General features: G+C 71.7%; 23 protein-coding genes. 9 read left to right on the forward strand and 14 right to left on the reverse strand.

Annotation, left to right across the window (positions count from 1 at the left end; genetic code table 11):
* Positions 1 to 121 precede the first annotated feature (121 nt).
* Positions 122 to 1,558 carry an alpha,alpha-trehalose-phosphate synthase (UDP-forming) gene (locus LP52_RS01370; protein WP_040270069.1) on the forward strand — a complete coding sequence of 479 codons (1,437 nt, stop codon included), beginning with the start codon at positions 122 to 124 and terminating at the stop codon, positions 1,556 to 1,558.
* A 64-nt stretch (positions 1,559 to 1,622) separates the two neighbouring features.
* Here LP52_RS01370 and LP52_RS01375 read toward each other — a convergent pair whose 3' ends face one another.
* Both LP52_RS01375 and LP52_RS01380 read right to left on the reverse strand, forming a co-directional pair.
* Positions 1,623 to 2,144 (reverse strand): GrpB family protein, encoded by a 522-nt coding sequence (locus LP52_RS01375; RefSeq protein WP_238580680.1) that lies wholly within the window; start codon positions 2,142 to 2,144, stop codon positions 1,623 to 1,625.
* Positions 2,145 to 2,425: 281 nt separating this feature from the next.
* Positions 2,426 to 3,685, reverse strand: a complete 1,260-nt coding sequence (locus tag LP52_RS01380; RefSeq protein WP_040269994.1) for a S8 family serine peptidase — start codon at positions 3,683 to 3,685, stop codon at positions 2,426 to 2,428.
* A 267-nt stretch (positions 3,686 to 3,952) separates the two neighbouring features.
* Here LP52_RS01380 and LP52_RS01385 point away from each other — a divergent pair, with 267 nt between their 5' ends.
* Entirely contained in the window at positions 3,953 to 4,285 is a 333-nt protein-coding gene (locus tag LP52_RS01385; RefSeq protein WP_040269996.1) for a DUF3263 domain-containing protein, read from the forward strand.
* A 122-nt stretch (positions 4,286 to 4,407) separates the two neighbouring features.
* On the forward strand, positions 4,408 to 5,235 hold the full coding sequence (gene otsB / locus LP52_RS01390; protein WP_040269998.1) for a trehalose-phosphatase: 828 nt from the start codon (positions 4,408 to 4,410) through the stop codon (positions 5,233 to 5,235).
* A 260-nt stretch (positions 5,236 to 5,495) separates the two neighbouring features.
* Here otsB and LP52_RS01395 read toward each other — a convergent pair whose 3' ends face one another.
* Positions 5,496 to 5,894, reverse strand: a complete 399-nt coding sequence (locus LP52_RS01395; RefSeq protein ID WP_040270000.1) for a nuclear transport factor 2 family protein — start codon at positions 5,892 to 5,894, stop codon at positions 5,496 to 5,498.
* Between the two features lie 284 nt (positions 5,895 to 6,178).
* Here LP52_RS01395 and LP52_RS01400 point away from each other — a divergent pair, with 284 nt between their 5' ends.
* Positions 6,179 to 6,940, forward strand: coding sequence for a Clp protease N-terminal domain-containing protein (locus LP52_RS01400; protein WP_040270002.1), 762 nt, complete (start codon positions 6,179 to 6,181; stop codon positions 6,938 to 6,940).
* A 16-nt stretch (positions 6,941 to 6,956) separates the two neighbouring features.
* Here LP52_RS01400 and LP52_RS01405 read toward each other — a convergent pair whose 3' ends face one another.
* Positions 6,957 to 8,333 (reverse strand): DUF6177 family protein, encoded by a 1,377-nt coding sequence (locus LP52_RS01405; RefSeq protein WP_238580681.1) that lies wholly within the window; start codon positions 8,331 to 8,333, stop codon positions 6,957 to 6,959.
* A 317-nt stretch (positions 8,334 to 8,650) separates the two neighbouring features.
* Between LP52_RS01405 and LP52_RS26950 the strand changes: the two genes are divergently transcribed.
* Complete coding sequence (locus tag LP52_RS26950) at positions 8,651 to 8,845, forward strand: hypothetical protein (RefSeq protein ID WP_157036149.1); 195 nt, start codon at positions 8,651 to 8,653, stop codon at positions 8,843 to 8,845.
* Between the two features lie 449 nt (positions 8,846 to 9,294).
* Here the strand turns inward: LP52_RS26950 and LP52_RS01410 are convergent, their stop codons facing one another.
* The 5 genes from LP52_RS01410 to LP52_RS01430 all read right to left on the reverse strand — a co-directional run bounded on the left by LP52_RS01410 (position 9,295) and on the right by LP52_RS01430 (position 15,303).
* The gene (locus LP52_RS01410) at positions 9,295 to 9,651 is read right to left on the reverse strand and encodes a hypothetical protein (RefSeq protein WP_040270005.1); all 357 of its coding nucleotides are present in this window, start codon (positions 9,649 to 9,651) and stop codon (positions 9,295 to 9,297) included.
* Positions 9,644 to 12,130 (reverse strand): hypothetical protein, encoded by a 2,487-nt coding sequence (locus LP52_RS01415; RefSeq protein WP_040270007.1) that lies wholly within the window; start codon positions 12,128 to 12,130, stop codon positions 9,644 to 9,646. The genes LP52_RS01410 and LP52_RS01415 overlap by 8 nt, the downstream gene beginning before the upstream one ends.
* Positions 12,131 to 12,233: 103 nt before the next feature.
* Positions 12,234 to 12,569, reverse strand: coding sequence for a DUF6507 family protein (locus LP52_RS01420; RefSeq protein WP_040270009.1), 336 nt, complete (start codon positions 12,567 to 12,569; stop codon positions 12,234 to 12,236).
* A gap of 460 nt (positions 12,570 to 13,029) precedes the next feature.
* On the reverse strand, positions 13,030 to 14,055 hold the full coding sequence (locus LP52_RS01425; RefSeq protein WP_040270011.1) for a serine hydrolase domain-containing protein: 1,026 nt from the start codon (positions 14,053 to 14,055) through the stop codon (positions 13,030 to 13,032).
* A gap of 372 nt (positions 14,056 to 14,427) precedes the next feature.
* On the reverse strand, positions 14,428 to 15,303 hold the full coding sequence (locus LP52_RS01430) for a hypothetical protein (protein WP_052809286.1): 876 nt from the start codon (positions 15,301 to 15,303) through the stop codon (positions 14,428 to 14,430).
* A 165-nt stretch (positions 15,304 to 15,468) separates the two neighbouring features.
* Between LP52_RS01430 and LP52_RS01435 the strand changes: the two genes are divergently transcribed.
* The 4 genes from LP52_RS01435 (at position 15,469) to LP52_RS01445 (ending at position 22,065) form a co-directional block, all read left to right on the forward strand.
* Positions 15,469 to 19,491 carry a type VII secretion protein EccC gene (locus tag LP52_RS01435; RefSeq protein ID WP_040270013.1) on the forward strand — a complete coding sequence of 1,341 codons (4,023 nt, stop codon included), beginning with the start codon at positions 15,469 to 15,471 and terminating at the stop codon, positions 19,489 to 19,491.
* Entirely contained in the window at positions 19,488 to 19,892 is a 405-nt protein-coding gene (locus LP52_RS25515) for a hypothetical protein (protein ID WP_052809287.1), read from the forward strand. Before LP52_RS01435 ends, LP52_RS25515 begins: the two co-directional genes overlap by 4 nt.
* Positions 19,893 to 19,894: 2 nt before the next feature.
* Positions 19,895 to 20,920, forward strand: coding sequence for a DUF6177 family protein (locus tag LP52_RS01440; protein WP_157036150.1), 1,026 nt, complete (start codon positions 19,895 to 19,897; stop codon positions 20,918 to 20,920).
* Between the two features lie 65 nt (positions 20,921 to 20,985).
* On the forward strand, positions 20,986 to 22,065 hold the full coding sequence (locus tag LP52_RS01445) for an ADP-ribosylglycohydrolase family protein (RefSeq protein ID WP_394298170.1): 1,080 nt from the start codon (positions 20,986 to 20,988) through the stop codon (positions 22,063 to 22,065).
* 133 nt (positions 22,066 to 22,198) lie between these two features.
* Here LP52_RS01445 and LP52_RS25520 read toward each other — a convergent pair whose 3' ends face one another.
* The 5 genes from LP52_RS25520 to LP52_RS01470 all read right to left on the reverse strand — a co-directional run.
* The gene (locus LP52_RS25520; protein WP_052809289.1) at positions 22,199 to 22,912 is read right to left on the reverse strand and encodes a hypothetical protein; all 714 of its coding nucleotides are present in this window, start codon (positions 22,910 to 22,912) and stop codon (positions 22,199 to 22,201) included.
* Positions 22,913 to 23,036: 124 nt separating this feature from the next.
* Positions 23,037 to 23,525: a hypothetical protein gene (locus LP52_RS25525; RefSeq protein WP_052809290.1), complete on the reverse strand. Its 489-nt coding sequence runs from the start codon at positions 23,523 to 23,525 to the stop codon at positions 23,037 to 23,039.
* A gap of 85 nt (positions 23,526 to 23,610) precedes the next feature.
* On the reverse strand, positions 23,611 to 24,423 hold the full coding sequence (locus LP52_RS25530) for a hypothetical protein (RefSeq protein ID WP_052809291.1): 813 nt from the start codon (positions 24,421 to 24,423) through the stop codon (positions 23,611 to 23,613).
* A gap of 41 nt (positions 24,424 to 24,464) precedes the next feature.
* A complete protein-coding gene (locus LP52_RS26955) occupies positions 24,465 to 24,929 on the reverse strand; it encodes a hypothetical protein (RefSeq protein ID WP_157036151.1) in 465 nt (154 codons plus the stop codon).
* 17 nt (positions 24,930 to 24,946) lie between these two features.
* Positions 24,947 to 25,825, reverse strand: an 879-nt coding sequence (locus LP52_RS01470) for an ADP-ribosyltransferase (protein WP_157036152.1), incomplete at its 5' end; no start/stop codon positions are given.

A 25,825-nucleotide genomic window follows, 5' to 3' on the forward strand; every position in this document is an offset into this window, starting at 1 on the left:
CACCGCCCGCAGGCGAGACCTATGACACCTTCACGCAGCGGGCCCTGTTGTCAGCGGCATCGGTGTAGTGCAATGAAACGTCGGCGCAATCCGCGGTTACAGGTGAGAGGTGGGCGTTCAGGTGGACAAGGCACAGATCCTCGTCGCTTCCAACAGGGGACCGGTGTCCTTCTCGTTCGGCGAAGACGGCTCCCTGGACTACCGGCGCGGCGGGGGCGGGCTGGTCTCGGGACTGAGCTCGGTCGCGTCCTCGACCGACACGATGTGGGTGTGCGCCGCCCTCTCCGACGCCGACCGCGCGGCCGCGGCCCGCGCCCCCGAGGCGCGGCTGGACCTGGCGGGCTACGAGCTCGACATGCGCGTGCGGATGCTCGACATCCCGCCCGACACCTTCACCGACGCCTACACCCGCGTGGCCAACTCGACGCTGTGGTTCGTGCACCACATGCTCTACGACACCCCCAACAAGCCGCGGTTCGACGCCGCCTTCCGCTCCCAGTGGGAAGGCTTCCGCTCTTACAACGCCGCGTTCGCCGAGGCGCTGCTGACCGGCTCGGCCGACAACGCGCGCGTTGCCGTACAGGACTACCACCTGGCACTGGTGCCCCGCCTGCTCCGCCAGCGCCGACCCGACCTGCGCATCGCCCACTTCTCGCACACGCCGTGGGCGCCGCCGGAGTACTTCCGCATGCTGCCCGCGGACATCCGCCGGGAGCTCCTGGAGGGCATGCTCGGCGCCGACCACCTGGGCTTCCTCAGCCGCCGCTGGGCCGACGCGTTCCTGCGCTGCTGCGAGACGTTCCTGCGCGTGGACGTCGACTGGGAGCAGCGCACCGTGGAGTTCGGCGGGCGGCTGATCCACCTGGGCGTGCACTCGCTGGGGGCCGACGCCGAGAGCCTGCGGGAGCGGGCCGCGGCCGAGGACGTCGAGCAGTGGCGCACGCGGCTGCGCGAGCGGGTAGGCGAGGCCAAGCTCGTCGTGCGGGTCGACCGCACCGAGCTGTCCAAGAACATCGTGCGCGGTCTGGAGGCCTTCCGCGAACTGCTGCACGAGCACCCCGAGTGGCACGGCCGCGTCACCCACCTGGCCTTCGCCTACCCCAGCCGCGGCGACGTGCCGGAGTACCGCGAGTACACCGAGCAGGTGCAGCGGGTGGCCAAGGAGATCAACCAGGAGTTCGCCACCGCCGACTGGAGTCCGCTGATCCTGGAGGTCCAGGACGACTTCGCGCGCTCGCTGGCCGCCTACCGCATGGCCGACGTGCTGCTGATCAACCCGATCCGCGACGGCATGAACCTGGTCGCCAAGGAGGCGCCGACGCTGTCCGACGACGGGTGCGCGCTGGTGCTCTCCAGCGAGGCGGGTGCGGCCGACGAGCTCGGCGAGGACGCGATCCTGGTCAACCCCTACGACGTCAGCGAAACCGCGCGTGCGCTGCGCACCGCCCTGGAGATGCCCGACGACGAGCGTCGCGCACGCTGCGAGCGGCTGGTGGAGAGCGCCACGGCGCTACCGCCCAAGCGCTGGTTCGAGGCGCAGCTTCGTGCGCTGAAGTAGTGCGGACCGGGCGGGCCCGGTCCTCGTGTGCGGATGCGCGCGCGTCCCGGCCCGCCGGGCCGGCTCACTCCGCCGGGGCGGCCGTCGACGCGCGGGCGCGGGCCTCGCGGGCACGGGCGAGGATCTCGTCGACGGTGTCGGCTTTGGCGTCGGCGTAGGCCTGCACGCTCTCCCACCTGCGCTGCACCAGCTCCGTCTTGACCTGCGCGTAGTGCTCGCGGTCGGCCGGGTCGGCGCGCAGCCGGTCGCGGAACAGCAGCAGCCGCTCGGCCTCGGCCGCCCCGGGACCGTAAACGTGCACGTTGGTGTTGACGTCGGGGCCGCGCAGTAGGCGGTGGCCCTCGGCTTCGGGCTCGCGATGCGCCACCGCGTAGCCCGCACGCTCCAGCGGGGGCACGTAGGCCTCCTCCTCGCCCGGGTCGGGCACAGTGAGCAGCACGTCGACGCAGGGCTTGGCGCACAGGCCGGGGACCGCGGTGGAGCCCACGTGCTCCACCGAGACGGCCGTGGCGCCCAGGGCCTCGCGGATGCGGTCGGCCTCGCGCTGGAACAGATAGGGCCACTTGGGGTCGGCTTCGACGATCACGACCCTGCCGTCGATGAAATGAGGCGGCGGCGCCAACGCGCCTGAGGCCGGTGCGGCGCCGCCTCCCCGACGCGAGGGCAACGGGGCGGGCGCGTCGGTCGGGCGTGCGTCGGGCGATCGATCAGCGGATTCCTTGGGGGACATTCCGCCAGGCTTCTATGCCCACTCGCGTCCGTCAAGGCGTCTATCAGGGAAAACACCGTTCACCCTGTGCCTGCGGGCGTTCACTCGTAGCGGCTTTCCCTCCGTCGCGGGCGATCCGGAAGCGGCGGGTGCCGCCCTCAGCGCCTGCGGCGCCCGCCGCGCCGGTGCCCCGATCCCGCACGCCGCGTGGCGCCGGAGCGGGCGCCGGCCCCCACGGGATCACCGGAACGGTCCGGCTCGGGCTCGCGGGAGGGAAGGTCGTAGGGGTTGGCGCTGGCGCGGCGCCAGAGCAGCACGCCGGCGGCACAGCCCAGTGCGGCCAGCAGGACGCCGCCGGCCCACATCGCCCATCCCGGCAGCGCCGAGTCCTCCTCGGCGGCCTGGTCGGCCAGGTCTTCGTTGAACAGCGGCTTGCCCTCGGCGGCGCTCGCGGCCTCCTCCACGGCGGCGGGAACGTCGAGCATGCCCGCGCCGTACCCGGCGGCCTGCTCGCCGTCGGCGGTGGGCCGGGCCGCCGATGCGAGGATGTCGACGACCTCCTCGGGACGCAGCTGCGGATACTCGGCGCGCACCAGCGCGGCGGCGCCGGCCGCGAACGCCGCCGCCGGCGCTGTGCCGTCGACCGCGGCGTAGCCGCCGCCGGCGGCCGGGGCGCGGATCCCCGCGCCCGGCGCGACCAGGGCGACGCCGGATCCGGGCGAGTCGGCCGTGAGCGCGGTGTCCTCGTCGACGGCGCCGACGGCCAGCGCGCCGTCGTAGGCGCCCGGGTAGGCGAAGCCGTCCTCGCCGGCGGGGGCCACGACCACGGCGTTGTTCCGGATCGCGTAGCGGACCGCGTTCTGCACGCCCTCGTCGGGATCGGCGCTCGCGGCGCCCGCGGGAAGAACGAGCACCTGGGCGCCTTCGTCGGCGGCGTGGCGGATGCCGTCACCGAGAGCGTCGGCCACCGCCTGCTCCTCGGCTTCGCCCGGTTCGCCGGTGCCCGCGAGCACCCGCACCGAGAGCACGTCGGCGCCGGGCGCCACTCCGACGACACCGCCGGTGTACTCCTGGCCGTGCCCTCGCCCGGCGATGATCCCGGCCAGCGGGGTGGCGGTCCGGCCGGGGTCCGAGCCGCCGTCCTCGGTGAAGTCCTCGCCCTCGGCGACACCCCCGTCCAGGTCGGGGTGGGAGGCGTCCACGCCGCTGTCGAGCAGGGCCACGGTCACTCCGCCGCCATCGGCATCGGCGGCCTCGGCGGCGCCCACCGCCTCCATGCCCCACTGCTCGGGCCGGAGCTCCTGGCCGGGCTGCTCGTCGGCCGCCGCGGGTGCAGCGGCGCCCAGAGGGGCCAGCAGCGCGGCAGCGCATGCGGCCGCCGTGGCGGAGCGCGCAGCGGCCCGGTTACCGCGGATCATGGAAAACTCGACCCCCAACTCCTGGTGCCGTCTGTGCCCTGTCCCGGTCCGTACGGTCGGCGCCATTGTTCCACGTCTGCACGGTTCGGTCCGCCTGCGGCGGGCGGGGCGCACGTGGCCGCGCACGCCGTGCCCGTCGCAGGTCAGCACCCGGATAGGACGAGGACAGGGAACTCTAACCCCTGGGCCCCATCTGTGTGTTCGCCTCTTCAGGCCAGGCGACGAGTCGCTACCATGAGTGCGCCAATCCGGACGAGGAGGCGCCCAATGTCAGATCCAGGGCTATTCGATCAGCAACCCTCCGCTCATCCCGGCGCATCGGCCAAGTCCGCTGCATCCGGCGAGGAGCGCGAGCTGGCCGAGAGGGAGCAGCGCATCCTGGCCTTCGAACGCCAGTGGTGGAAGTTGGAGGGCTCCAAGGAGCAGGCCATCCGCGAGGAGTTCGGGTTCTCTCCCACGCGCTACTACCAGCTGCTCAACGGGCTGGTGGACCGTCCCGAGGCCCTCGCCTTCGACCCCATGACCGTCAAGCGGCTCCGGCGGCTGCGCGCCGACCGCCGCCGCCAGCGCACCGCCCGGCAATTGGGCATCCAGCTGTAGCGACGCACGGCGGCGCAGTGCCGGCGCCGCACCATCTGAGGGCATACTCCGGCTGAGGGCGTGCTGCAGCACAGCCCCTCCCCCGCCCGCAATCCATCCGAACGGGAACGAGACGACCGCACATGCCATTGCCCGAACCCGGCTCCGAAGCGGGGGCGGCCGCGCTGGACCGAATCGTCCGGCGCCCCGCCGACGCCGTCCTGTCCTTCGACTTCGACGGCACGCTGGCACCGATCGTCTCCGACCCGAGCGACGCCCGCGCCTATCCGGGCGTCACCGCCGAACTCTCCCGCCTGGCCCCGCTGGTCGGGCGCCTGGTGATCATCACCGGGCGGCCGGCCGCGGTGGCGGTGGAGTACGGCGGGCTCGCGGACGTCGCGAACATCCTGGTGCTGGGCCACTACGGCTTCGAACGCTGGGAGTACGGCGGTGTCACCGCCCCGGACCCGCCCGCCGGGGTCGGCCTGGTCCGCGAGGAGCTGCCCGAGCTGCTGCGGCGCTCGGGGGCCCATGACGGCACGCGGATCGAGGACAAGGGGCGTTCTCTGGCCGTGCACACCCGCGGCGCCGCCGATCCCGACGCGGCCCTGGAGACCCTGCGCATCCCGCTGGCCGCGCTGGCCCAGCGCGCCGGGCTCACCGTCGAGCCCGGGCGCCGCGTCATCGAACTCCGGCCGGCGGGCATGGACAAGGGGTCGGCCCTGGCGGGCGTCGTAGCCGACGCCGCCGAGGGCGCAGCGGTGCTGTACGCCGGCGACGACCTCGGCGACCTCGCCGCTTTCGAGACCGTGGAGCGCCTGCGCGACCGGGGGGTTCCCGGCGTCACCGTGTGCAGCGGATCCGACGAGGTCACCGAGCTCGCCGCCCGCGCCGACCTGGTCGTCGACGGCCCGCAAGGGGTCGCCGAACTGCTCACGTCACTGCGCGAGGCGATCGCCGCACAGGTGTAGCGGCCGCTTGCCGAAAGCGGCGGGCGGAACGAGTCGCCGACGCCGAGCGCACCGGGCCCACGGCGGCGCGTCCGCGGCCGATCGTCTTCCACGAGCCGGTCCCGCGTCTCGGCGCCGAAGGTGCGCCGGTGGTCACGCTCGGGGTGGGCGCCACCACACGCGGACGATCGGCGCTCGCCGGCGGAGCGCGGGCGGGAACGAGCCCTGCTCCCGGCCCGTGAGCCGCGGCGGGACGAGTACCGGCGGGAGGGCTGCGCGGGTCAGGCCTGCGCCGGAACGGGCGTCTGCTGGTAGAGGGCGAGCCGCCAGGCGCCGTCGCGGCGGGTGTAGACGCTGGACATGAGCGCGACGAACTCCGAGTCCGCACTGCCGCGGTGAGCGCGCGCCCTGTAGACCAGCGCCGCTTCGTCGGGGCCGACGGCGACCAGGCGTACGTCGTCGATCTCGTAACCGCTCCACGTCGGGGCCTCGTTCAGCGACGCGACCACCGTCGCGCGGTCGAACGCCTGGCCGTGGGCGAGGACCATCAGGCCGTCCGCGGTCATCAGCGAACCGTAGAAGTCCGCCCCGGTGCCATCACACAGGGAGCGCCAGCCCCGGTGTTCGAGTTCGAGCAGTTCGCCCTGCAGGTCGTCCCGGGCTTGGGCTTCCGTCGTCATGCCGTCCTCCTGATCGCCGCCGGAGTGCGTTTCGCCTCTGTCGGATCGAGGGACTCGATCGCCACACGGCTGAGTGAACCGTGGGGAGTTCCGGCACGCAAGGACGTACCCGCGGGGGCGGGCGAACCGCCGGCGGCACCGGGCACAGCCGCCGCACCTCCCCTCACCCCGCCCACGGTTCCTCGGCGGCCGACGGTTTCCCGCACGCGGACGACCGGAGACGCCGGGCGGACAATCGTCAATGAAAAGTTGACGATCACCGTTCGTCAACTTAAGGTTGACGCATGGAATCACAGAGTCCTACTCAGCCCGACTACCCGGTGCGACTCGACGACCTGATCGCGGCCATCAAGCAGACGCGCCCCGATACCCTCGACCAGCTCTCCGACGCCGTCGTCGCCGGGGAGCACCTCGGCGAGATCGCCGACCACCTGATCGGCCACTTCGTGGACCAGGCGCGCCGCTCCGGTGCGTCCTGGACCGAGATCGGCCGGAGCATGGGCGTATCCAAGCAGGCGGCGCAGAAGCGCTTCGTCACCAAGCCCGACGAGACCCCCGACCTCGATCCCAGCCAGGGATTCAGCCGGTTCACCGAGCGGGCGCGCAACACCCTGATGGCGGCGCAGAACGAGGCCCATGCCGCTCACAACGCGGAGATCGGCCCGGCGCACCTGGTGCTGGGGCTGCTCAGCGAGCCCGAAGCCATCGCGGCGAAGGCCGTACTCGCCCAGGATGTGTCCCTGGAGGCCGTTCGGCACACCGCCACCGCCGCCCTTCCTCCGGCGGCCGACGAGGTCCCCGACCTCGTCCCCTACGACGCCGGCGCACGCAAGGCGCTGGAACTGACGTTCCGCGAGGCCCTGCGCCTGGGGCACAACTACATCGGCACCGAGCACATGCTGCTCGCTCTGCTGGAGTTCGAGGACGGCACCGGCGTGCTCAGCGACCTCGGAATCGACAAGGCCGCCGCCGAGGCCATGATCACCGAAGCCGTCGCCGCTGCGGCCCGAGTCGCAGCGGAGCAGGACGGCGACGCCCGGAAGTAGCGGCGCCCGCGATTCCTCACAGCCGTGCCGCCGCCGCGTCCGGGCGCAGGTGGGTCAGCAGTTCGCGCAGCCGCGGTCGGTCCCGGGGATCGGTTCCGTCGCCGATCGGATACCACAGCGACGGCGCGAACCGCGCACCGAGCCGGACCGGCTCGACGGGGGCCGACTGCGCATGGGCCGAACCGACCGTGCGTACCGCGTCGGTGCCCATACCCACCCCGACGGGCACGAGCGGGCCGAGCGGGTGGGGTGCGCGGGTGAGGTCCTTACTGCCGCGCCGCCGGTACACGTTGACGGTCTGCAGATTCCCGCCGGCGGCCAGCTCCTCGACCAGGCCTGTGACACCCTCCAGGTCGGGGGCGGTGCCCATCGGGTGCGCCACTGTGAGCGAGACCGACTCCGCCACGCCCTCCTCGACCCGGTTCACGCTCAGCGTGCCGGAGAACGGGCGCGCGGCGCCGGGCGGTGCGGCGAACAGGAACCGCGAGCCGTTCGGAGCACGGCGCCGGGCCAGAGCCGTGACGTCGTCGCGGTTCCAGACCATCGTGAGGGGCTCGGCGGTTCCCCACAGAGCGGGGGCGGTTCCGCAGAAGGTGTCGGTGAGCAGCTCGGCCTCGGCACCCAGGCGCAGGTCGGCGTCGGCGGTGTGCAGAATCCTGAGGTCCAGGAGCAGGTGGTCGACCGCGTCCTCGGCGTCCTCCACCGGACGGGGGTAGTGCGGGTGCGGCCCTGCCGGGTCGGCCCGGGAGTCGGCGCGGACGAAGCCCGCCTGCTCGTGCCAGACCAGCGGCAGGCCGATGTGGCCGTCGTAGTGGCCGCCGTCGGGAGCGCGCACCACCCAGCGGGCCATGGGGCTCTCCAGCAGCGCCGACAGCTCGCACGTCAGGCGGGTATCGGCGGGTGTGACCAGCTGGAGGCCGCGGCCCGCCCGGCCGTGCCTGGCGACGGCGTCGGCGAGCCAGGTGGACAGGCCGACGACAGGGCGGTCCTGGACGGCGATCGCGACGTGGTCGGTGGCGCGGGTGATCGCGGGGTGGTCGGTCGCACCGATTAGCAGCGGGTCGTCGCGCTGCAACCGCGGCTCGGGCTCCCAGACGCGCCCGCCGAACTCGGCGGCGAGGGAATCGGCGAACCGGCGGACCGTCCCGGCGGTGTCGGAACCTGCGGGCCCGGTCTCGGCGCCGCGCGCCTCCACCCACCACGGCTGGGCGGGCAGGGATTCACCGATGTCCGGACCGAGTAGCCGCTCGGCCTCCCGGGACGCGGCCAACCGCTGGCCGGCCTGCGCGGCCGCCACAAGCTGCCCCGAATCGTCACGCAGTTCGACCACGGCACCCTCGGCCGCAGTCCGCACCCGCAGCCCCCGCCCGGCCGCAACAAGCGCGCGGCTCATCCCACGCATAGTCGGCCGACGTTCCAACAGGGCGACCACGTCACGAGTCATGGGAATACTCTCTCCAGCGAAGCGGCGGGCGCGGGGTCGGAGATGGGCGCTGGCGCCGACACCGGGTCCGTGCTCAGTTGTATGCCCCCGCAGGCTGTAGTGGTAGGGCGTGCCGAAGTATGCGGGCCGTCGACTTTCCCGCATACGGACGACCAGTCCGTCGGCGTCACTGCGGACCGCCTCCTACCCTTCGGCTGTTGGTCACGTCTCAGCTTGCCCCGCCCTATCAATCGCCTCAAGCGCCTCGGGTTCGAGCGAGGTGTACTGTGGACTCCGTTTCCGCGTTCGTACATCAGAAGCAGCGGCTCGAAAGGATCGGGAAGATCCGGAAGCGGCGTACCGGACTCCCGCAGCGCTTGGAAATGAAGTGCATTCAGGCAGGTGTCGACAACATCCTGCGACTGATCGAGGGGAATGCACTCTTCGACCCGGCGCACCAACCGATCGTCGGCACGCACTGACGAGTCCACAGCCGCAGCAAAATCCCCGAAGGGCCATCCGAATCCGGGCTCAGCGCGGAACCAAAGCGCAGCCCGACGCAGGCATTCCTCGAACAGGGCGATCTGCGACCATTGCCTTTCAGGATACTCCGCAAAGGTAAACGCGGAAATGCGTTCAGCAAGGTCTCGTACGGAGCCACTCATGATCAATCTCTCCCAGCACGTGGTCGATGAGCCGGTCCAGGTTCGACAGATCCTGTTCCACCTCGGCGCCGGATTCCGATTCTATCCGTAACCGCCCACACCTTCCTCGTTTTCGATCACCAAAATCCAGGTGGCCGCCGGTTTTAGAGAGCTCACCTACAACGACATATCCGCTAACCCCGTTCCCCACACCCGGAAAAACTCCGCGTCGGGGTGGTATACGGCGCCCGCCCTCTGAGCGTTCTTTTGACAATGGTCAATGAGCTTCAGGGGCGGGCGATACCGCCGCTCCAAGGCAGCTCATCTTCGAAGTCGCAGGCCGCGACCGCCCGGACACCATTCCCCCAGAGGGAATTAAGGATCCGAGTCACAACCTCCACCGCCACACCCTCCGGGCGGTCATCCTCACCAAAGAACTCGATAAAAACGGGCCATTGAACAAAATCTTCACTCCCCTCCTCAGTGACAGTCGTATTCTTCTCAATATCAATTGAATATCCATCGAACTGCATCGTTCGGATATTGAAGTCCCCACCAAACGCATCGACCATAAGGGACTGCAACTCATCAAACGAAGCATTTTTTACGAATATCTTGCAGTAATCGTAATCTTTGTCAGGCATTCCCGTCAACCTTAATAAAAGGCGGCCTATCGAACTGACCGCTCTTTTGGATCACTGAAATATCGACTTTCATGCCGAGTTTATCTTCCAGCTGCTTCCTCAGCGGGCGCAACCCTGCCTCACCGGACTGAATTTTACCCGTATCGATCGCATGGAGCATCCTGGCCTCTTTTGAGCTTCCCGGATTCGGCGACTTGAACCGCTCAGAAATGACATTGCTGAACGTATCCTGATCCACGCGGATTCCGATATCGATGTCGGCGGTATCGATCGGTTCGCCGTTTGGTCTCACTCCGGTGACCCGGCTTCCCTGGACGACTACCTCGCCGTCGAGATTCCGCTGCTCTAGCCCTTCGGCTATCATGTCGCCCATTTCCTGCGCCAGCTCAGGAGTTAGCCCTACCGGAACCTCCCGGTCTGAATACATCGGCCCGTCCGCGGCAGGTGAGGCTTCCTCATCCGATTCAGGCAAGGCCTCGGGATTCCCAGGATCCCGACTTTCCATAGGCTGCTGCCAGTCCCCGCTCTCAGCCGATTCACCGACCGGTTCGTCCGGGCCAAGGCTCCCTCCGCCCCGCCCTCCCCCGGGGGCGCCGCCGCCGTCACCGCCCGACGTCTGGCCGCCCTCGGGCGGGCGGTCGTCGGTGACTTCTACCCTGCCTGCGTCCGTATCGGTTTCGGGAGCCGGAGAGCCGTCGGGGGTGGGATCGCCCTCGCCCGGCATGTGGCTCAGTTCCATGCCGTCGGGGGCGACCGGCACGCGGTCCCCGTCGTCCGGGCCTCCGGGGCCGCCGCGGCCGGTGTCGCCCTCGGCGTCCTCCAGGGCCTCGATGGTCCACGGGTCCTCGCCGTCCAGTTCGGCCATGCGGCCGCCGTCCGCATCGTCCATGGCGTCGCCGAGGCCCTCGTTGCGCCGCGCGATCTCCGCGAAGCTCTCGTCGACCTCCTCCGTCGTGGGATCGCGGCGTGAAGGATCGTGCTGGACGGGCTCGTCCACGCCGCCGGGGTGTTCAGGCGCGTTCTGTCGATCCGGTGTGTCCGCTTCTGCGGGACGCCCCGACTCCGGCGGCGCCTGACCGGCCTCCGGTGCGTCAGGCCGCGGCGACGCGTCGGGAGCCGGTCCGGCGTCCGGCGCAGGATCCGGCTCGGGCTGCGGTGTCCAGCGCGGTGTCGAAGGGCGCTGCGCGTCGGCCAGATTGTCCAGCGACTCGTTCATATCGCCGATGCCGGAGAGGTCGAAGCCCTCGCCCGGATCGATGCCCGACGGCGGACCCTCCTTGTCGCCGGAGTTCCCGTCCGGGCCGGCCCCCGGCCGACGGCTGCCGCCGCCATCCTGTCCCGAACCGCCGCCGTCGGAGTCCGCGTTCGTGCCGCCATCGACGCTGAAGTGCCCCTCGCCCCGGCCCGCACCCCCGAGGGCCTTCGCCACACGGGAGGCCGCGAGCGGCGCGCCGACCACGGCCCCGACGCCGGTCGCACTCAGCGCTATCCCGGCCACCGTAAAGCCGACGTTGGTACCGGCCGTACCGAAGACGTAGCCGGGCCGCTCCTCCAACTCCGTCCACGGAAAAAACTCGTGCGCGGCGTTCTTCCAGGCGGTCTGGGCCACGTCCAGCTTCCGACCGTCCTGGGTCCAGGTACCGGTCTCCGGATTCCAGGCACCGATCATGGCACCCGTCCCGGCTACGGAGTCGGCCCAGTCGGTCCACACGTTCCCGGCCCATTCGGACATCGAGTCCACACCCCAGCCGTCCTCGGTGTAGAAGCCCGTCTGGGCACCGGCGTCCTGGAGCATGCCGAGCTTGGTTCCGTACTCTCCGACCCCCCAGTCCACCCACCACGGGAAGTCGGACCCCTGCGGCTTTCCCCACGGGTTCGGGCCACCGGTGAGCGGCTCCTCGGTTCCGTAGAGCTTTTCGCCCTTCCCCGGTTCCGTGCCGCCCTGCGGATCGGCGCCGACGAAGGTCGGGCCGCCGTCGAACAGGGAGGTGATCTTGTTGGCGCACTCGCGCTCGGCCTCCTGGTACCGGTGCACGAGGGTCGCGACGCGGTCGAGCAACGCGTTGTGCTCCTCGACCTTGTCGCTGGTCTCGCCGAAGAGGCCGCTGGCGTCGTCCCAGGAGTCGTCGCCTTTGACGGAGTCGACGAAGTTCTGCGCGTCCTGCTTGGCCACGTCGATCTTGGCCTTCAGGTCGCGCGCGGTCTCGGCGAAGGTCTCCAGAGCCGTGGCGGCCTCGTCGAGGTCGCTTTCGACGTCGTCGCCCTTCGCGACGACCGGGTCCATCGCGCTGAGCAGGGTTTCGGCTTCCGGGGCGCTGTAGCAGGAGTCCAGTTCGGACCACGCGCTCTTGATGTCCTGGCCGCTCCCGGCAATCCTGCCGCCCTGCTTGCGGATGTCCGCGGCGGCCGCCTCCAGCGCGCTGGCGTCGACCTCGGGAACGACGATGCTGGAGGGATCGATCAGGTCGTCATCGCTCAATGCGTTGTCCTCGCGGGGGATCGGGGACGGGGGGAGTCGCGCGGGCGTCCGGGGCGGGGCCGCCGACCCGCGGTGGAAGGGCTGCGGGAATGCCGGGGTGCGGCTAGCCTTCTGCGACCGTGCCCGCGTTGGACTGGGCCTCGGCGGCCATCTCCAGATTCCCGTTCACGTAGTGCGCGGTGGCGTCCCCCGCGCCCGTCACGGCGCTGGATCCGCGGTCGACCATGTCGCCGATCAGCCCGAAGCAGTGCTCGGAGAAGGACTGCAGGGCCATGCCGATGGGGCCGCTGCTCGCCGCTGTGTTGGCTTCGTCGAGCGCGTCCTCCAGGGTCTTCGAATGCAGGCTCAGGCCTTCGGTGCGCTCCTCGTCACCGATGTGGCCCGACACCGTGGTCAGCACACCGGAGATCTGCTCGGGTTTCAGGTCCCATACCGACACCTCTGCGCCACTCCCTTCGCGTCGCACCCGTCACACGGCCGACCCGGCCGCCGCTGGTGCTCCGCGCGGCGGCCGGGTCGGCGCTATGGACGTGGTGAGGCGGCCGCGTCCGGGACGCTCGGGACGCAGGGGGCACTGCGGTATGCCCGAGTCACCGCCGGTTCGCGACTTTTCTCCGTAGTCGAATCATGCCGCACCGTCAGCGGCGGCGGCGAGCCGGCTTCACCGGACGCGTGAAGGCGGGGGTCGCCGAACGACCAGCTCAACAGACACCCGTGAACCGCCGGTATGCCCTGTCACGTGATGACCGCCACTGTCCGCAATCGGACAGACCTGTTTCGAGTGATCGCCAGGAGGTCCCGCAGGGCGGGTGGCGGCATCGCAGGCTGTGCCGACCGGGTACGCGCGGTTCCGCGTGACCCCCGCTGCTGCGGCTTCACGCGGTGGCGCTGGGAATCCCTCAGTCCGCGAAGGCGGCCCGGATCGCCGCTCTCAGGTCGAACAGGCCCGTCCTCCTGCGCCCGTGGTGCACCGCGTTGGTGAGCAGGCCCACGTAGCGGCCCGTGGCGGGATGCAGGAACAGGCTGACCCCCGTGTAGCCGTGGTGGTACACCAGCCCGTCGTCGGTGACCAGCCAGGCCAGACCGCGGGAGAAGCGCTCGTCGACCGGGACCTGGGCCCGCCAGCTCTGGCGCACGTAGTCGGCGAAAGGGCCGTCGATCCCGTCGGAGTCCGCGTGCACCCGCAGCAGGTCGCGGGCGAACACGCCGAGGTCGATGGCGGTGGTGAACACGCCGGCGTGCCCGGCGATCCCGCCCATCAGGCCCGCCGCCTCGTCGTGGACCACGCCCCAGGTCGGTGCCGCGCCGGGGATACGGCGCTCGGTGGGCGCGACCGAGGACGAGCGCGGCAGCGGTCCGTAGGTGGTCGAAGGCATGCCCGCCATCGACCACAGCTCCCCCGCAAGCCGGTCCAGCGGGTCGCCCAGCAGCCGCTCCATCAGCAGCCCGAGCAGGATGAACCCGCGGTCGATGTAGTGGTAGCCCGGCTCGTCCAGCGGCTCGGACAGGATCGCCTCGGCGAGGTCCTGCTCGGTGCCGACGTAGCGCTCCAGCCACGTCACCGGATTGAGGCGCGAGGTGTGGGTGAGGATCTGGCGCGCCGTGACCTGCCCGCCCGGGTACGGGCCGCCGGAGAAGTAGGACCCCAGCGGGTCGTCGAGCCCCACGAGGTCCTCGGCCACCGCCCGTCCCACCAGCGGCCAGGTGGCCATGACCTTGGTCAGGCTCGCGACGTCGTAGCGCACGTCCGGCGCCACCGGGTGGTCGCCGGTGGCCTCGCCGATCCCGCCGACGGAGACGAACTCCCACATGCTGTCGGTGCCGACCACGGCGGTTCCCCCCGGAAGCCACCCCGCGTCGACCATGACCTTCAGGACGCCGCGGATCTCCGTCCCGGTCTCCGCAAGCCAGTCGCCGTCCAGCACGCGCTCTCCCCTCGGATCCCCGCCCCGGTCCCCTCGCCCGGCCGGATACCCCCAGGAGAGCCGATCTTCCCGGTGCGGGTCCAGTGTTCCAATCCGAATGGCGATGCATGTCATGACCGAAACCCGTGACAGTCGGCATGCGCGGCAGGCCTTCGGACGCGGAACGTGCGTGCGGCGCCCGATCCGCTCATCCCGACCCCCTGGTCGGGGTCTGATTGCGGTGCGGCGAACCCGCCGCGCGCTGCAGGCCGATATTGGCGCCGCGCGGGCGGACCCGCCGAAGCGGCCGAGCCGCCCCCTACACCCTGCGCCCGCGGCCGGATGCGGCCACGCTCACGCCGCCGGTTCGGCGTCCGCCGCCGCGCCGCCGCACTACGGCCGTGCGGGCCCGCGGCGGTGCGGCGGCCCCGCCTCGCGCAGAACCGCCTTGAGACGCGCGCGGGCCTTGCGCGGCCGCGCGTCCAGGACCTCCAGCTCACCGTCGCGCCACAGGTACACATGCTCCGAGCAGGGCTCCTGCGCCTTCCTGTGCAGCGCGGCGGCCTCGGCGGCGAACGCGGGCAGGGCCTTCAGCGCCTCCCGCGAGGCGAGGGGATACACCAGCAGGGTGTCGTAGCTCGGCGCCGCGACCAGCGCTGGGGCGTTCTCCTCCTCGGCGGTCAACTCCTCCAGCTCGCTGAGCAGCACGGTCACATACCGGCTGCCCGGCTTGGTGATCACCCGTACCTCGCCTCCGGCCGCCAGCGGCCGCGTGTAGTCGACGACGTCGGCCAGCTCGCGCTCACGGGTCTGGCGCAGGGCGTAGCCCAGCCGCCGCAGTTGCAGCAGCCCTGCGCGATGCCGTGTCAGCGGCGCACCGTACTGGGGGTGCTCGACCACCACCAGGGCGTCGAAGTGGTCCCCCGCCGAGGTCCACACCAGCTCGCGGCGGCGCGACTCGGGCATGGTCGGCACCAGGCGGATACGCAGCAGCTCGCGCACGTCGCCCAGCAGCTCGATCTCGGCGATGGCCATGGCGGCCCGGTCGGCGGTCTCGCGCAGCCACGCGTCGACGACTCCCGGCCACTCCGACCGCTGCGCGGCCGCGCAGCGCTCCAGCAGCACCCACGTCGACGCGCTCAGCTCGGTCCAGCCGAACCCGATCACCACCGAGGAGGTGGCGCGGTCGAAGGAGGCGTCGGGAAGCGAGACCGGCAGCAGGCCTTCGACGAGCGCGTGTACGTCTCCGGCGATCTCCAACTCGTGCACACCCAGTCCTCCCTCCAGCTGTGGCGCGGTCGCGGCCCCCGCGGATCCCCTCCGATCCGGCTCCGCGAACGCGCCCGCGCCGCCGCGCGAGCCCGCGATTACCGTATGGGAGTACTCCGCCGCGCCCGAATAGGATCGTCCCCGTCCACGGGGAAAGGAGAGCTGGTGACCACCCGCGTAGTGCATCGGCCGGCCCGCACCGTCCATCCTCCGCCGCAGCACGGGCCCTACGACGTCGAGGCACCGCCGACGCTGCCCGACGGCAACGCGCAGGGCAACCAGCTCATGTCCATTCTGCCCATGATCGCCATGATGGGCTCGCTGACCGTCATGATGGTCCTGCGCAATCCGGCGTTCATGGCCCTTGGCGCGCTGGTGCTGGTGCTGGCGCTGTGCGCCGCGCTGGGCATGCTGCTCTCCCGGCGCGGCCAGGCCGCGCGCCAGCGCCGCAACCAGCGCGAACTGTACCTGGAGTACCTGGAGGAGCTGCGCGAGGACCTCAGCGGGCGCGAGCGCGAGGCCCGCGAGTACGCACAGCTGCTCGACCCGCCGCCGGCGGCGCTCTACGACGTCGTGCGCGACCCCACCCGGCTGTGGGAGCGCCGCCGCAAGGACCGCGACTTCCTGCGGGTGCGGTTGGGCACGGGGTCTATGCCGGGACAGCCGCTGCGGCTGGGCGAGCGCGGGTCGGCGCTGACGCCCACGGACCCCTTCATGCTCTCGGAGGCGCAGGCGGCGATCCGGCGATTCGAGCACGTCCCGGAGATGCCGCTGACGGTTCCGCTCGACATGACCGGCAACATCAGCGTCATCGGCGAGCGCGCCGACGTGATGCGGGTGATGCGCTCCCTGCTCGCCCAGTTCGCGGTCTTCCACGCGCCCGAGGACGCCGCCCTGGCCGTGGCCCACCCCGCCTCGGCGGCCTCCGACTGGGAATGGCTCAAGTGGCTGCCGCAGGCCCAGGACCAGCAGCGCCGCGAGCAGGGCGCCTACACGCGGCTGATCTCGCCCACCCCGGCCAAGCTCGGCGCGCTGCTGTCGGACGACCTGCGCGCCCGCACCGACTTCGCGGCCGAGGTGCGGCGCGGCATGGGCAAGCGCGAGGCCTACCGGATGATGCGCCGGCTCGTGATCGTGCACGACACCCACGGAGCCGTGGCCGAGGAGCTGGTGCGCCCCGACGACGCGATCCCGCCCTCGGCGCTGGGCACCACCGTCCTGCACTTGGCCGCCACCCAGATCGACGAGCCCGGCGACGTGAGCCTGCGCATCACGGTCGAGGGCGACAAGGTGCGGATGGAGGACCTGCGCACCGCCGACCCCGCGGGAGAGGCCGCCGCCGGCACCGTCGACGACGTCGGCGCGGGCGACATCACCGGGCTGGCGCGGATGCTGGCGCCGCTGCGGCTCTCGCGCGAATCCGTCGAGGAGACCGCGGCCGAGGGCGGCAGCACCGACTTCCCCACCATGCTGGGCGTGGACGACCCCGGCGACATGGACGTGCTCCGGCTGTGGCAGCCCCGAAGCGAGCGCGCGTTCCTGCGCGTGCCCATCGGCGCCGACGACCTGGGCCAACCGGTCATCCTGGACCTCAAGGAGTCGGCGCAACTGGGCATGGGCCCGCACGGGCTGTGCGTCGGCGCCACCGGGTCGGGCAAGAGCGAGATGCTGCGCACCCTGGTGATCGCACTGGCGGCCACCCACCCGCCCGAGCGGGTCAGCATGGTGCTCGTCGACTACAAGGGCGGCGCGACCTTCGCCCCGTTCGAGGAGATGCCGCACGTCGCCGGGGTGATCACCAACCTGGAGGACGACGCGGCGCTGATCGAGCGCGCCTACTCCAGCCTCTCCGGCGAGGTGCAGCGCCGCCAGCAGGTACTGCGCGACGCCGGCAACGTCGCCAACATCGGCGACTACCACTACAAGCGCACGCACGAGCCCAGCCTGCCGCCGCTTCCGCATCTGCTGGTCATCATCGACGAGTTCGGCGAACTGCTGACCGCACGGCCCGACTTCATCCAGCTGTTCCTGTCGATCGGGCGCATCGGGCGCAGCATCGGAGTGCACCTGCTGCTGTCCAGCCAGCGCATCGAGGGCGGCAAGCTGCGCGGCCTGGAGACCTACCTGTCCTACCGGCTGGGGCTGCGCACGTTCTCCGAGGAGGAGAGCCGCACGGTCCTGGACACCCCCGACGCGTTCCACCTGCCCGCGCTTCCCGGATTCGGCTACCTCAAGGTCGACACCAGCGTCTATCAGCAGTTCAAGGCCGGCTACGTCTCCGGGGCCTACCGCGGCAGGGTGGCCGCCGAGGAGGCCGAAGAGCGCGAAGGGCCGCCGCCGGTCCACCCCTATCCGGCGTTCAACGGCGCGGGCGGCGCCCAGCGGGGGGAGGCCGCTCCGGCCGAGGACCCCGAGCAGGCGCTGCCCGACCGCACCGTGGGACCGACCCTGCTGGACGTGATGGTGGGGCAGCTGACCCGGGCCGGCGAGCCCACCCGCAGCGTCTGGCTGCCGCCGCTGCCCGCGTCGACCACCCTGGACTCGGTCACCGGGCCGGTTCGCGTCGCCGACGAGGGCATGCGGCTGCCCGAGCCGCCCAGCGCGATGCAGGTGCCGATCGGGCTGCTCGACGACGCCGCGCGGCAGTGGCAGGGAACGTGGAACCTCGACCTGTCGGCCTCGGGCGGGCACGTCGCCGTCATCGGAGGTCCGCAGACCGGCAAGACCACGCTGCTGCGCACCATGCTGCTGTCGCTGGCGCTGACCCACACGCCCGACCAGGTCGCCTGCTACGGGCTCGACCTGGTGGGCGGCGGGCTGCAGGCCGTCGACGACCTGCCGCACGTGGGCGGGGTGGCGGTGCGCACCGACACCGAGCGGGTGCGGCGCACCGTCGAGGAGGTCAGCGGCATGCTGGAGCAGCGCCAGGAGGTCTTCCGCGACAGGGGCATCGACTCCATCCATCAGTTGCGGCGCATGCACGCGCGCGGCGAGGTCCCGGAGCTGGCCAGTGCCGACGTCGTGCTGTGCATCGACGGCTTCGGCGCGATCCGCAGCGACTTCGAGGAGATCGACGACATCGTCAGGGACCTGCTGCAGCGCGGCGGCGGCTACGGCATCCACATCGTCGCGGCCATGCTGCGGTGGAACGACGTGCGCATCGCGATGCAGTCCAACTTCGGGCAGAAGGTGGAACTGCACCTCAACGACGCCTCCGACTCCTCGATCGACCGCAAGCTGGCCGAGACGGTCGGCGCCGGGACCCCGGGCCGGGCGCTCACCGACCAGAAGCTGTTCGGGCAGGTCGCACTGCCGCGGGTGGACACGCTGGCCGAGGACGGCAACCTCGGCGAGGTGGTGGAGAAGACCTGCCGCGCCATCGGCACCGCGTGGAAGGGCACGACGGCGCCGCCGGTGCGGGTGCTGCCGCACGTGCTGCCCGCGGCCACGCTGCCCGGGCCGCAGACCGAGCGCACCCGGGTCCCCATCGGCGTGGACGAGCAGAGGCTGGATCCCGTCCTGCTGGACCTGTTCGACCGCGACCAGAACCTGCTGGTGCTGGGCGACGGCGAGTGCGGCAAGACGAACCTCCTGCGAACGGTGGCCGAAGGGCTCGTGGCCCGCTACAGCTCCTCGGAGGTCGTGTTCGCGGTGATGGACCCGCGGCGCACGCTGCGCGGCGTCATCCCCGAGGAGTACCTGGGCGGCTACGCAAGCAACGCGCGAGTGTGCCAGGGGCTCGCCGGCGGCGTGGCCAAGGAGCTGGAGGGGCGCATCCCCGACGACGCCGACGCCGACTCGGCCGAGCCCGGGGCGATCGGCGGGCCGCGCATCGTGGTTCTCGTCGACGACTACGACATGCTCACCACCGCCGGGCAGAAGCCGCTGACCCCGTTCGTGCCGTTCGTGCCCAACGGGCGCGACATCGGCCTGCACTTCGTGCTCAGCCGGCGCGTGGCCGGGGCCGGGCGCGGCCTGTACGACCCGCTGGTGCAGGCGATGCGGGAGGTCGGCACCAGTGCGCTGCTGATGTCGGGCGACCGCACCGAGGGCCAACTGTTCCCCAAGGTCTACGCCAGTCCGCAGCCGCCCGGACGGGGCAAGTGGATCCGCAGGGGCCGCTCCCCGCGTCTGATGCAGACGGCGGTTCTGGACACGGCCCCCGAAGCGGAGGAGGAGAAGCGGTGACCTACGACGTGGTCGCGCTGGTGCGCCAGGCGCCCGATGTGCGGGCCCTGGTGGACTCGATGGCCGAGGCCGGCCCGGACCTCACGATCGAAGGGGCGGGCGAGGGGGCCGTCATCCGGCTCCGCGACGGCTCCGGACGGCCGGTGCTGGCCATCGAGGCCGCCCAGAAGGTGGACGTGCCCGGCGAGGTCGAACGACTGCTCGGCGATCAGGCGGCGGCGGACATGCCCGACCCGTGCTGGTGGGTGGAGGCCCGCGCGGCGGGCGCGGGGCCCGACCCCGCCGGGCTCGCCCACCGCTTCGCCGACGCCTTGACCGGGCGGCTGGGCGGCGCGGTGTGGCCGCCGCGCCCGGTCGGCCGCGGCAGCGCGGCAGCCCCCGAGCAGGACGGGAGGAAGTGAGCGTGGTCGCCGACCACCCCGCCGTCGACACCGCGACCCCGCAGGCGGCCGTCGTCGTCCAGGACCGCGCCGTCGTGCCGCTGTCGTCGTGGCTCACCGACGTGCTCGCCCAGTGCGGCCGCTCCGACCGGTCGTTGCAGGTGCTCTCCTCCCCCGCCGCGCGCATCACCCTGCCGCTGCGCACCGTGCTGCAGAATCCGAAGGCGCGCTGGGTGATCGAGGAGCCCGACGGAAGCGGACATTTCGACGGGTTCTCCGGGGTGCCGCTGCGATGGGACCGCCGCGCCGGCTTCGTCGTCGACAAGAGCGCCGGCGCCGATACGCAGCCCGCCCCCGCGTTCCTGCCGACGGGCGAGGAGACCGGCAGCCAGCTCTGGATCGATCTGCGGCTGCGGCACAAGGCGCGCGAAGGACTGGTGCTGGGCAGGGCCGTCGAGCGGCTGGCGGACCTGTTCGGCGGGGCCGACCCGGCCGGGTGGGGCACCAGCGAGCCGGCCCTGTCGCAGTGGGACACCGCGCGGCTTACGGCCCTGTGCCGGCGGCGGGCGCCGGGAGCGACGTGGACGGTGTTCGCCGGACCGGGATTCGCCGAGCACCCCTTCATCGGCATGCACCGCGCGGCGGCTGTGGCCGAAGGGGTCAAGGAGACCGTCACCTTCGCGGCGGGCTACCCGCCGGGGGTGGAGCCGCCCGTGGAACGCCTGCGCGAGGTGGTCCGGGAGTTCGCCGAACAGCGGGTTCTCACCACCATGACGGCACAGCGGCTCCCCGGGCGCGCGGACCTGACGTACGCGCCGGTGTGGTCGGGGGCGCCGGCCCCGGTGGGGGTCGCTATCGGTGCCGAGGCGGTCTCGGAGATCGGGACCGCCCATGCCGAAGACGCCCCCGCACCGGGGGAGCGCGTGGGACCCTCACGCGCTCCAGCGATGTGGTACCCGCTCGGCGCGGGCACCGATCCCGAAACCTGGCGCGAATTCCGCGCACTGATGGATCACCTGCAACCGGAGGGCACTCGGCGGCGGGCCTGAGGAGGCCGTCTGCGCGGGCCGGCGATGCCGCCGCACCGAGTGCTCCCGACAAGGAAGGGCCCACCGTGAACGACACCCCCCGCCAGGCACAGGGCGACACCCGCCGGGAGTACACGCCGCCGCTGGAGCCGCAGCGCCTGGACCGGGCGGCCGGCGTGCTGCTCGGCGCGGCCTGCGGTGACGCGCTGGGCGTCCCCTACGAGTTCGCGCCGCGGCTGCACGGCGACCAGCGCCCGGAGATGATCGGCGGCGGGCTGGGGCCCTACCGTCCGGGTGAGTACAGCGACGACACGCAGATGGCCGCTTGCATCGCCCGCGCGCTCGCGGAGGCCGACGCAGATCCGGGCGGCGAGGCGAGCGGCTCGGAGGCGGGCGGTGCGGTACTGAGCGGGTCCGTACTCGACGCCGCCGCCGAGAACTTCCTGACGTGGCGGTTCGAAGGCGCCAGCGACATCGGCAACCAGACGCGCGCCGTGCTGGGCGCAGCCGCCCCGGCGCGCGGTGCGCCGGGGGTGGCCGAGGCGATGCTGGCGGCGGCGCATGAGCGCTACGACTCGGGGGTGCCCAGCGCCGGCAACGGGTCCCTGATGCGCACCGGGCCCGTGGGACTGTGCTTCCTCGACGACCCGCAGCCCACCGCCGACGCCGCCCGCCTGGTCAGCCGCCTCACCCACGCCGACCCGCTCGCCGAGGAGGCGTGCGTGCTGTGGTGCGAAGGCGTCCGCCACGCGGTGGCCGAGGGCGGCTTCGAGGGCGTGCGCGCGGGTGTGGACCTGCTCCCGGTGAACCGGCGCGACCACTGGGCGGCACGGCTGGCCGAGGCCGAGGAGGCGCCGCCGCAGGCGTTCAACCCGAACGGCTTCGTGGTGACGGCGCTGCAGGCGGCATGGTCGGCGATCACCACGACCTCCGGGGAGGGCGCGGAGCACTTCGTCGCCGCGTTGGAGAACGCCGTCCGAGCCGGGGACGACACCGACACCGTCGCGGCGATAGCCGGCGCCCTGGTCGGCGCGCGCTGGGGAGCGTCGGCGGTCCCGGCCCGATGGCGCTCCTCGGTCCACGGCTGGCCCGGCCTGGCAGCCGGTGACCTGGAGGATCTGGGCCGGAGCGTGGCCCGGCAGCCGGCTTCGGCGCTGCGCGGGTAGCGGGCCGCCGCGCGGTCCGGCTCCGATCCGGCACGCCGCTGTTGCGACGTGCCGTGCTCATCAGGGCGGGAACCCGCGCGGGTTTGGTTCGCGGCGGGACAACCGAAGAAGGCGACCGGCGCGCCTTCGCCGGTCAATCGCGCGCGTGGACGTTCAGTTCCGGCAAGCCGGGCGCACGCCGCTCTTCGACGCCGACCGGGATACGGCCCGCCGTGGGGTCCTCCTCGGCGCCGATCCAGCTGCGCATCATCGCCAGCGGGCTCAGGCCCTCGCTCTCGCACCGCTGCATTCTGGTGGTCCACCTGCTCTCGGCGATGTGTCCGTCGAGGCGCGCCTTGACTCGGGGAACGAAACCCGCCGCGTCGTCGGTCTCGGCCGCCCAGAGGTAGCCGAGCAGGAAGTCGCCGCGATAAGCGGGCACATACCGCACCGCTGAATCCGTGGCCGACTTGTAGCCCGGGCCGTCGGTCGTGAGGGGCCCGAGCGGCCCCCAGCCCTTCGACCGGTCGAAGGGTGTGCCGTCCGGAAAGTACCCGGGCTCCGGCGGAGGGCCGGGTAACGGCGGCTCGACGTGGCCCGGGTTGGCCAACTGCCGCAACTCCTCGTAGTCGCCCAGCTCGGTGAATTTCGCACCGGGCGGGATCGCACCTGCCGTGGGGTGCTCCTCGGCACCGATCCAACCCCGAAGCGCCTCTTGGGCGGGCAGCCCCGCCTGATAGGCGTCGGAAAGGCGTTGAGACCAGACCACGGCGCCGTCGAAGCCGGGCTCGGTGTCCTGAGCAGCCAGTCTGCGTAGGTAGGACGCCGAGTTGCCGCGGACCGCCGTGTACAGATACCCGATGACCACACCACCCAGTTCCACAGGGAGGTGGCGGACCGGCCCCGCTGTCCGGGTTTTGTAGGTCGCCCCTCTCGGCATCCCTCCTCCGGAACGGGACCGCTTCGCAGGCGAGGAGCCTGGTGACTGCTCTTCACCGGTACTCACAGGTGCCCTCCTGGCCGCCGCGTCCCCGTTTCCGCGTCTCACCCTGTCGCCGGAGCGGCATAGTGCCGTCGGGCCGCACGCCCGCCGACAAGCGCAGCCGGAGGAGGCTCGGTGCCTCGGCCTCGGAGCCGGGGACGATCCACCCCGAGCCGCCGCTGCCGACGCCGTGTTCCTCGAACTCGGCGACCGCCTCCGAGGGCGCCAGCCCTCGATCACCGGCCGCGGCGAGGCGCCCGTACCAGAAGGTCCCCGCGTTGAAGGCGTCGTCACCGGTCGCCGCATGGGGCACATGGCCGGCGGCGCCCTCCGCATCGCTATACCAGAGGTAGCCCAGGACCGCGCCGCCGCTGCCCCGAGCCACGGTTCTGTAGCGCACCGGCCCCGAGCTCTCCGATGGGTAGCCGCGCTTCCTGCCGACGGGGTGGAAATGCACGTCCTCGGTCAGCCGAGGGCTGACCCACGGGTCGGTGTCCATTCACGCCCTCCACACCGATCGAAGCGTCGCCGGTTCACTCGCGCACCGAACTCCGGGGCGTTCGGGCTGAGCGCGCACCGCTGCACTACCGCCAGGTGTAGGTCTCCACCTCCGCGGAATCCGAGGCCCTGCCCTCCGGCGCATCGGCCGGCACGCGGCCCGCGACCGGGTCCTCGGCAGCGCCCTTCCACCGGCGCAAGCCCTGCAAAGGGGTGAGACCTTCGCTCTTGCACTGCCCGAAGCGGCGGATCCAGGCCGTCAGGGCGCGGGCACCCCTGCCGCCGGGCAGTGTGCGCTCGGCGAAGCCTGCCGCGTCGTCGGACTCCGCGGCCCACACGTAGCCCAGCAGGGTGTCCCCCTCATACACCGGCAGGTATCGCACCGGAGTGTCGCTCACCAAGCGGTAGCCCTCGGGGTACTCGGTGCGCATCGGTCCCATCGGCTCCCATTCACCGGGCGCTCTGCGTTCCGTCTGCATGCCGCCGGATCCGGGTTCCCTCATCCATGGAGGAAGCAGGTCCTCGGCGCGGCCGGGATTGGCGAGTTGCCGGAGCTCTTCCGTACTGGAGGCTTCGGCGAACTGCGCGCCCGCCGGAACGGCGCCGGCCTGCGGGCGTTCTTCCGCGCCGATCCACCGCCGCAGCGCGTCCTCGGGAGACAGGCCGTCCTTGCGGGCTTCGAGCAGGCGCTGCGACCACACGGTAGCCCCGGCGAAGCCGACCCGGTTCTCCTGCGTCCCGAGCCTGCGGATGTAGGAGGCCCCCTTCTCCTTCACGCCCGCGTACAGGTACCCGATAACCTCGCCGCCCGACTCGACGGGCAGGTACCGCACCGGCCCCCGCTCCACGGAGCCGTAGGGGGTCTCGACGTGCTCGGCGAACGTCTCAGGGTCAGCCATGGTCTCAGCGCTCCCTTCCGCCGACCCGCTCCGGGCCTTCGCTAGGCGCCGCGTTCCCGCCTTCTTGGCGCATCCGGCTGCTGGAGCGGCCGGTTCCCACTCGAGGACATTCCAGCGGAGTTCCTGAGTTGCTGAACACTCGACGCTTCATCTTCAGAACCGGGCACGATCCAGCCTGCCGGCTCGCCGCCGACTACCCGCTTCTCGAGCTCTTCGACGGCCGCAGACGGCGCGAGGCCGCGTTGTTCCGCCTCGGTCAACCGGTCGTTCCAGTAACTTCCTGCGTTGAACGCCGCGTCGCCACCCGCTGGCTGCGGCACGTAACCGGCGGCATGTTCGTCGTCGTTGTGCCAGAGATACCCCAGGACGTCTGCCCCGCGGTTCCGCGCCACAGTCCTGTACCTCACAGGGCCTGAGCAATCCGACGTATAGCCCAGCTCCTCGCCCACAGGAACGAAATGCACGTCCTCAGTGGCTCTGCGGAAGTCCCGATCATCGACACCCATGGGCACGCCCTTCTTCGCTAGTCCTTCGGCAGGATCTCACCATAGATGTGCCACTGCCCGCCGGAACGAACGGAGTCGAACACGCGGTATGTCGATCCGCGGCCCAGCATCAACTCCCGCTCCGCGCCGCCGAACGCGGACGCCTTCTCCATCCACAGAGCGGGCGTACCGGCGGGAACACGCAGGTGCAAAACCGCCTCCATCGAACCGAAGCCGGCAGCAGGGCCGCCGAGCGACGTCGACATGTATCCCTCGTCCGTGAATCCTTCAGGACGCTTCTTCATGTCTGCGGGGTTCATATCGATGTGCCCGAGCCCGGTTCCCCGGGTCACGACGACGTCTTCGGGGACCGGGCGTCCTTCCATAGCCCTGTCGATGTTGTCGACGTCGTGTTGGACAGCCGGGTCAAGAGTCTCGCCCCGGCGCAGCTGCCCGTTCATCTCCACATACGTGGGGTGGCTCTGAGGCGGCTCCTGCGTGTAGTTGTACAACGATTCCCGCTGTTCGGCAGGAAGGTTCTCCACATAGTCGTTCCAGTGGTCCTGCCCGTACTTCGTGGCCTCTGCGTCGTTGTCGAACGTCCGCGCACGGTCGGAGATCATCTCCTCGCCGTGCGCCATTCGCTGCTCGGCGGAGACCGGCGCCGTAGGCCCCTGGGATTCGGGCGGCTCACCCGCATCGGAGCCGTCGCCGGGGGTGCTGTCGCCCGCGGGAACATCGCCGTCGGCGTCGCCGTGCGGGGCACCGTCCGGACCGTCGCCCGTAGGCGCGTCCACATCCCCGTTCGGCGTGGCGTCCGCATCCCCGTGCGGGGCGCCGAACCCGTTGCCGTTGTGGCCGCCCGAGTCTCCGCCGTCTCCGTGGCCGCCGGAACCGCCGCCGGTGTGGTGCGGCTG

Source organism: Streptomonospora alba, assembly GCF_000826685.1.
GTDB classification, from domain to species: domain Bacteria; phylum Actinomycetota; class Actinomycetes; order Streptosporangiales; family Streptosporangiaceae; genus Streptomonospora; species Streptomonospora alba.

What these genes read in the sequence shown, in the direction of transcription:
- LP52_RS01380 (WP_040269994.1), bottom strand. Translation starts at nt 3,685, where the DNA reads ATGATCCGCGGTAACCGGGCCGCTGCGCGCTCCGCCACGGCGGCCGCA.
- LP52_RS26955 (WP_157036151.1), bottom strand. Translation starts at nt 24,929, where the DNA reads ATGGGTGTCGATGATCGGGACTTCCGCAGAGCCACTGAGGACGTGCAT.
- LP52_RS01395 (WP_040270000.1), bottom strand. Translation starts at nt 5,894, where the DNA reads ATGACGACGGAAGCCCAAGCCCGGGACGACCTGCAGGGCGAACTGCTC.
- otsB (WP_040269998.1), top strand. Translation starts at nt 4,408, where the DNA reads ATGCCATTGCCCGAACCCGGCTCCGAAGCGGGGGCGGCCGCGCTGGAC.
- LP52_RS01410 (WP_040270005.1), bottom strand. Translation starts at nt 9,651, where the DNA reads ATGCCTGACAAAGATTACGATTACTGCAAGATATTCGTAAAAAATGCT.
- LP52_RS25525 (WP_052809290.1), bottom strand. Translation starts at nt 23,525, where the DNA reads ATGGACACCGACCCGTGGGTCAGCCCTCGGCTGACCGAGGACGTGCAT.
- LP52_RS01400 (WP_040270002.1), top strand. Translation starts at nt 6,179, where the DNA reads ATGGAATCACAGAGTCCTACTCAGCCCGACTACCCGGTGCGACTCGAC.
- LP52_RS25530 (WP_052809291.1), bottom strand. Translation starts at nt 24,423, where the DNA reads ATGGCTGACCCTGAGACGTTCGCCGAGCACGTCGAGACCCCCTACGGC.
- LP52_RS01385 (WP_040269996.1), top strand. Translation starts at nt 3,953, where the DNA reads ATGTCAGATCCAGGGCTATTCGATCAGCAACCCTCCGCTCATCCCGGC.
- LP52_RS01405 (WP_238580681.1), bottom strand. Translation starts at nt 8,333, where the DNA reads ATGAGCCGCGCGCTTGTTGCGGCCGGGCGGGGGCTGCGGGTGCGGACT.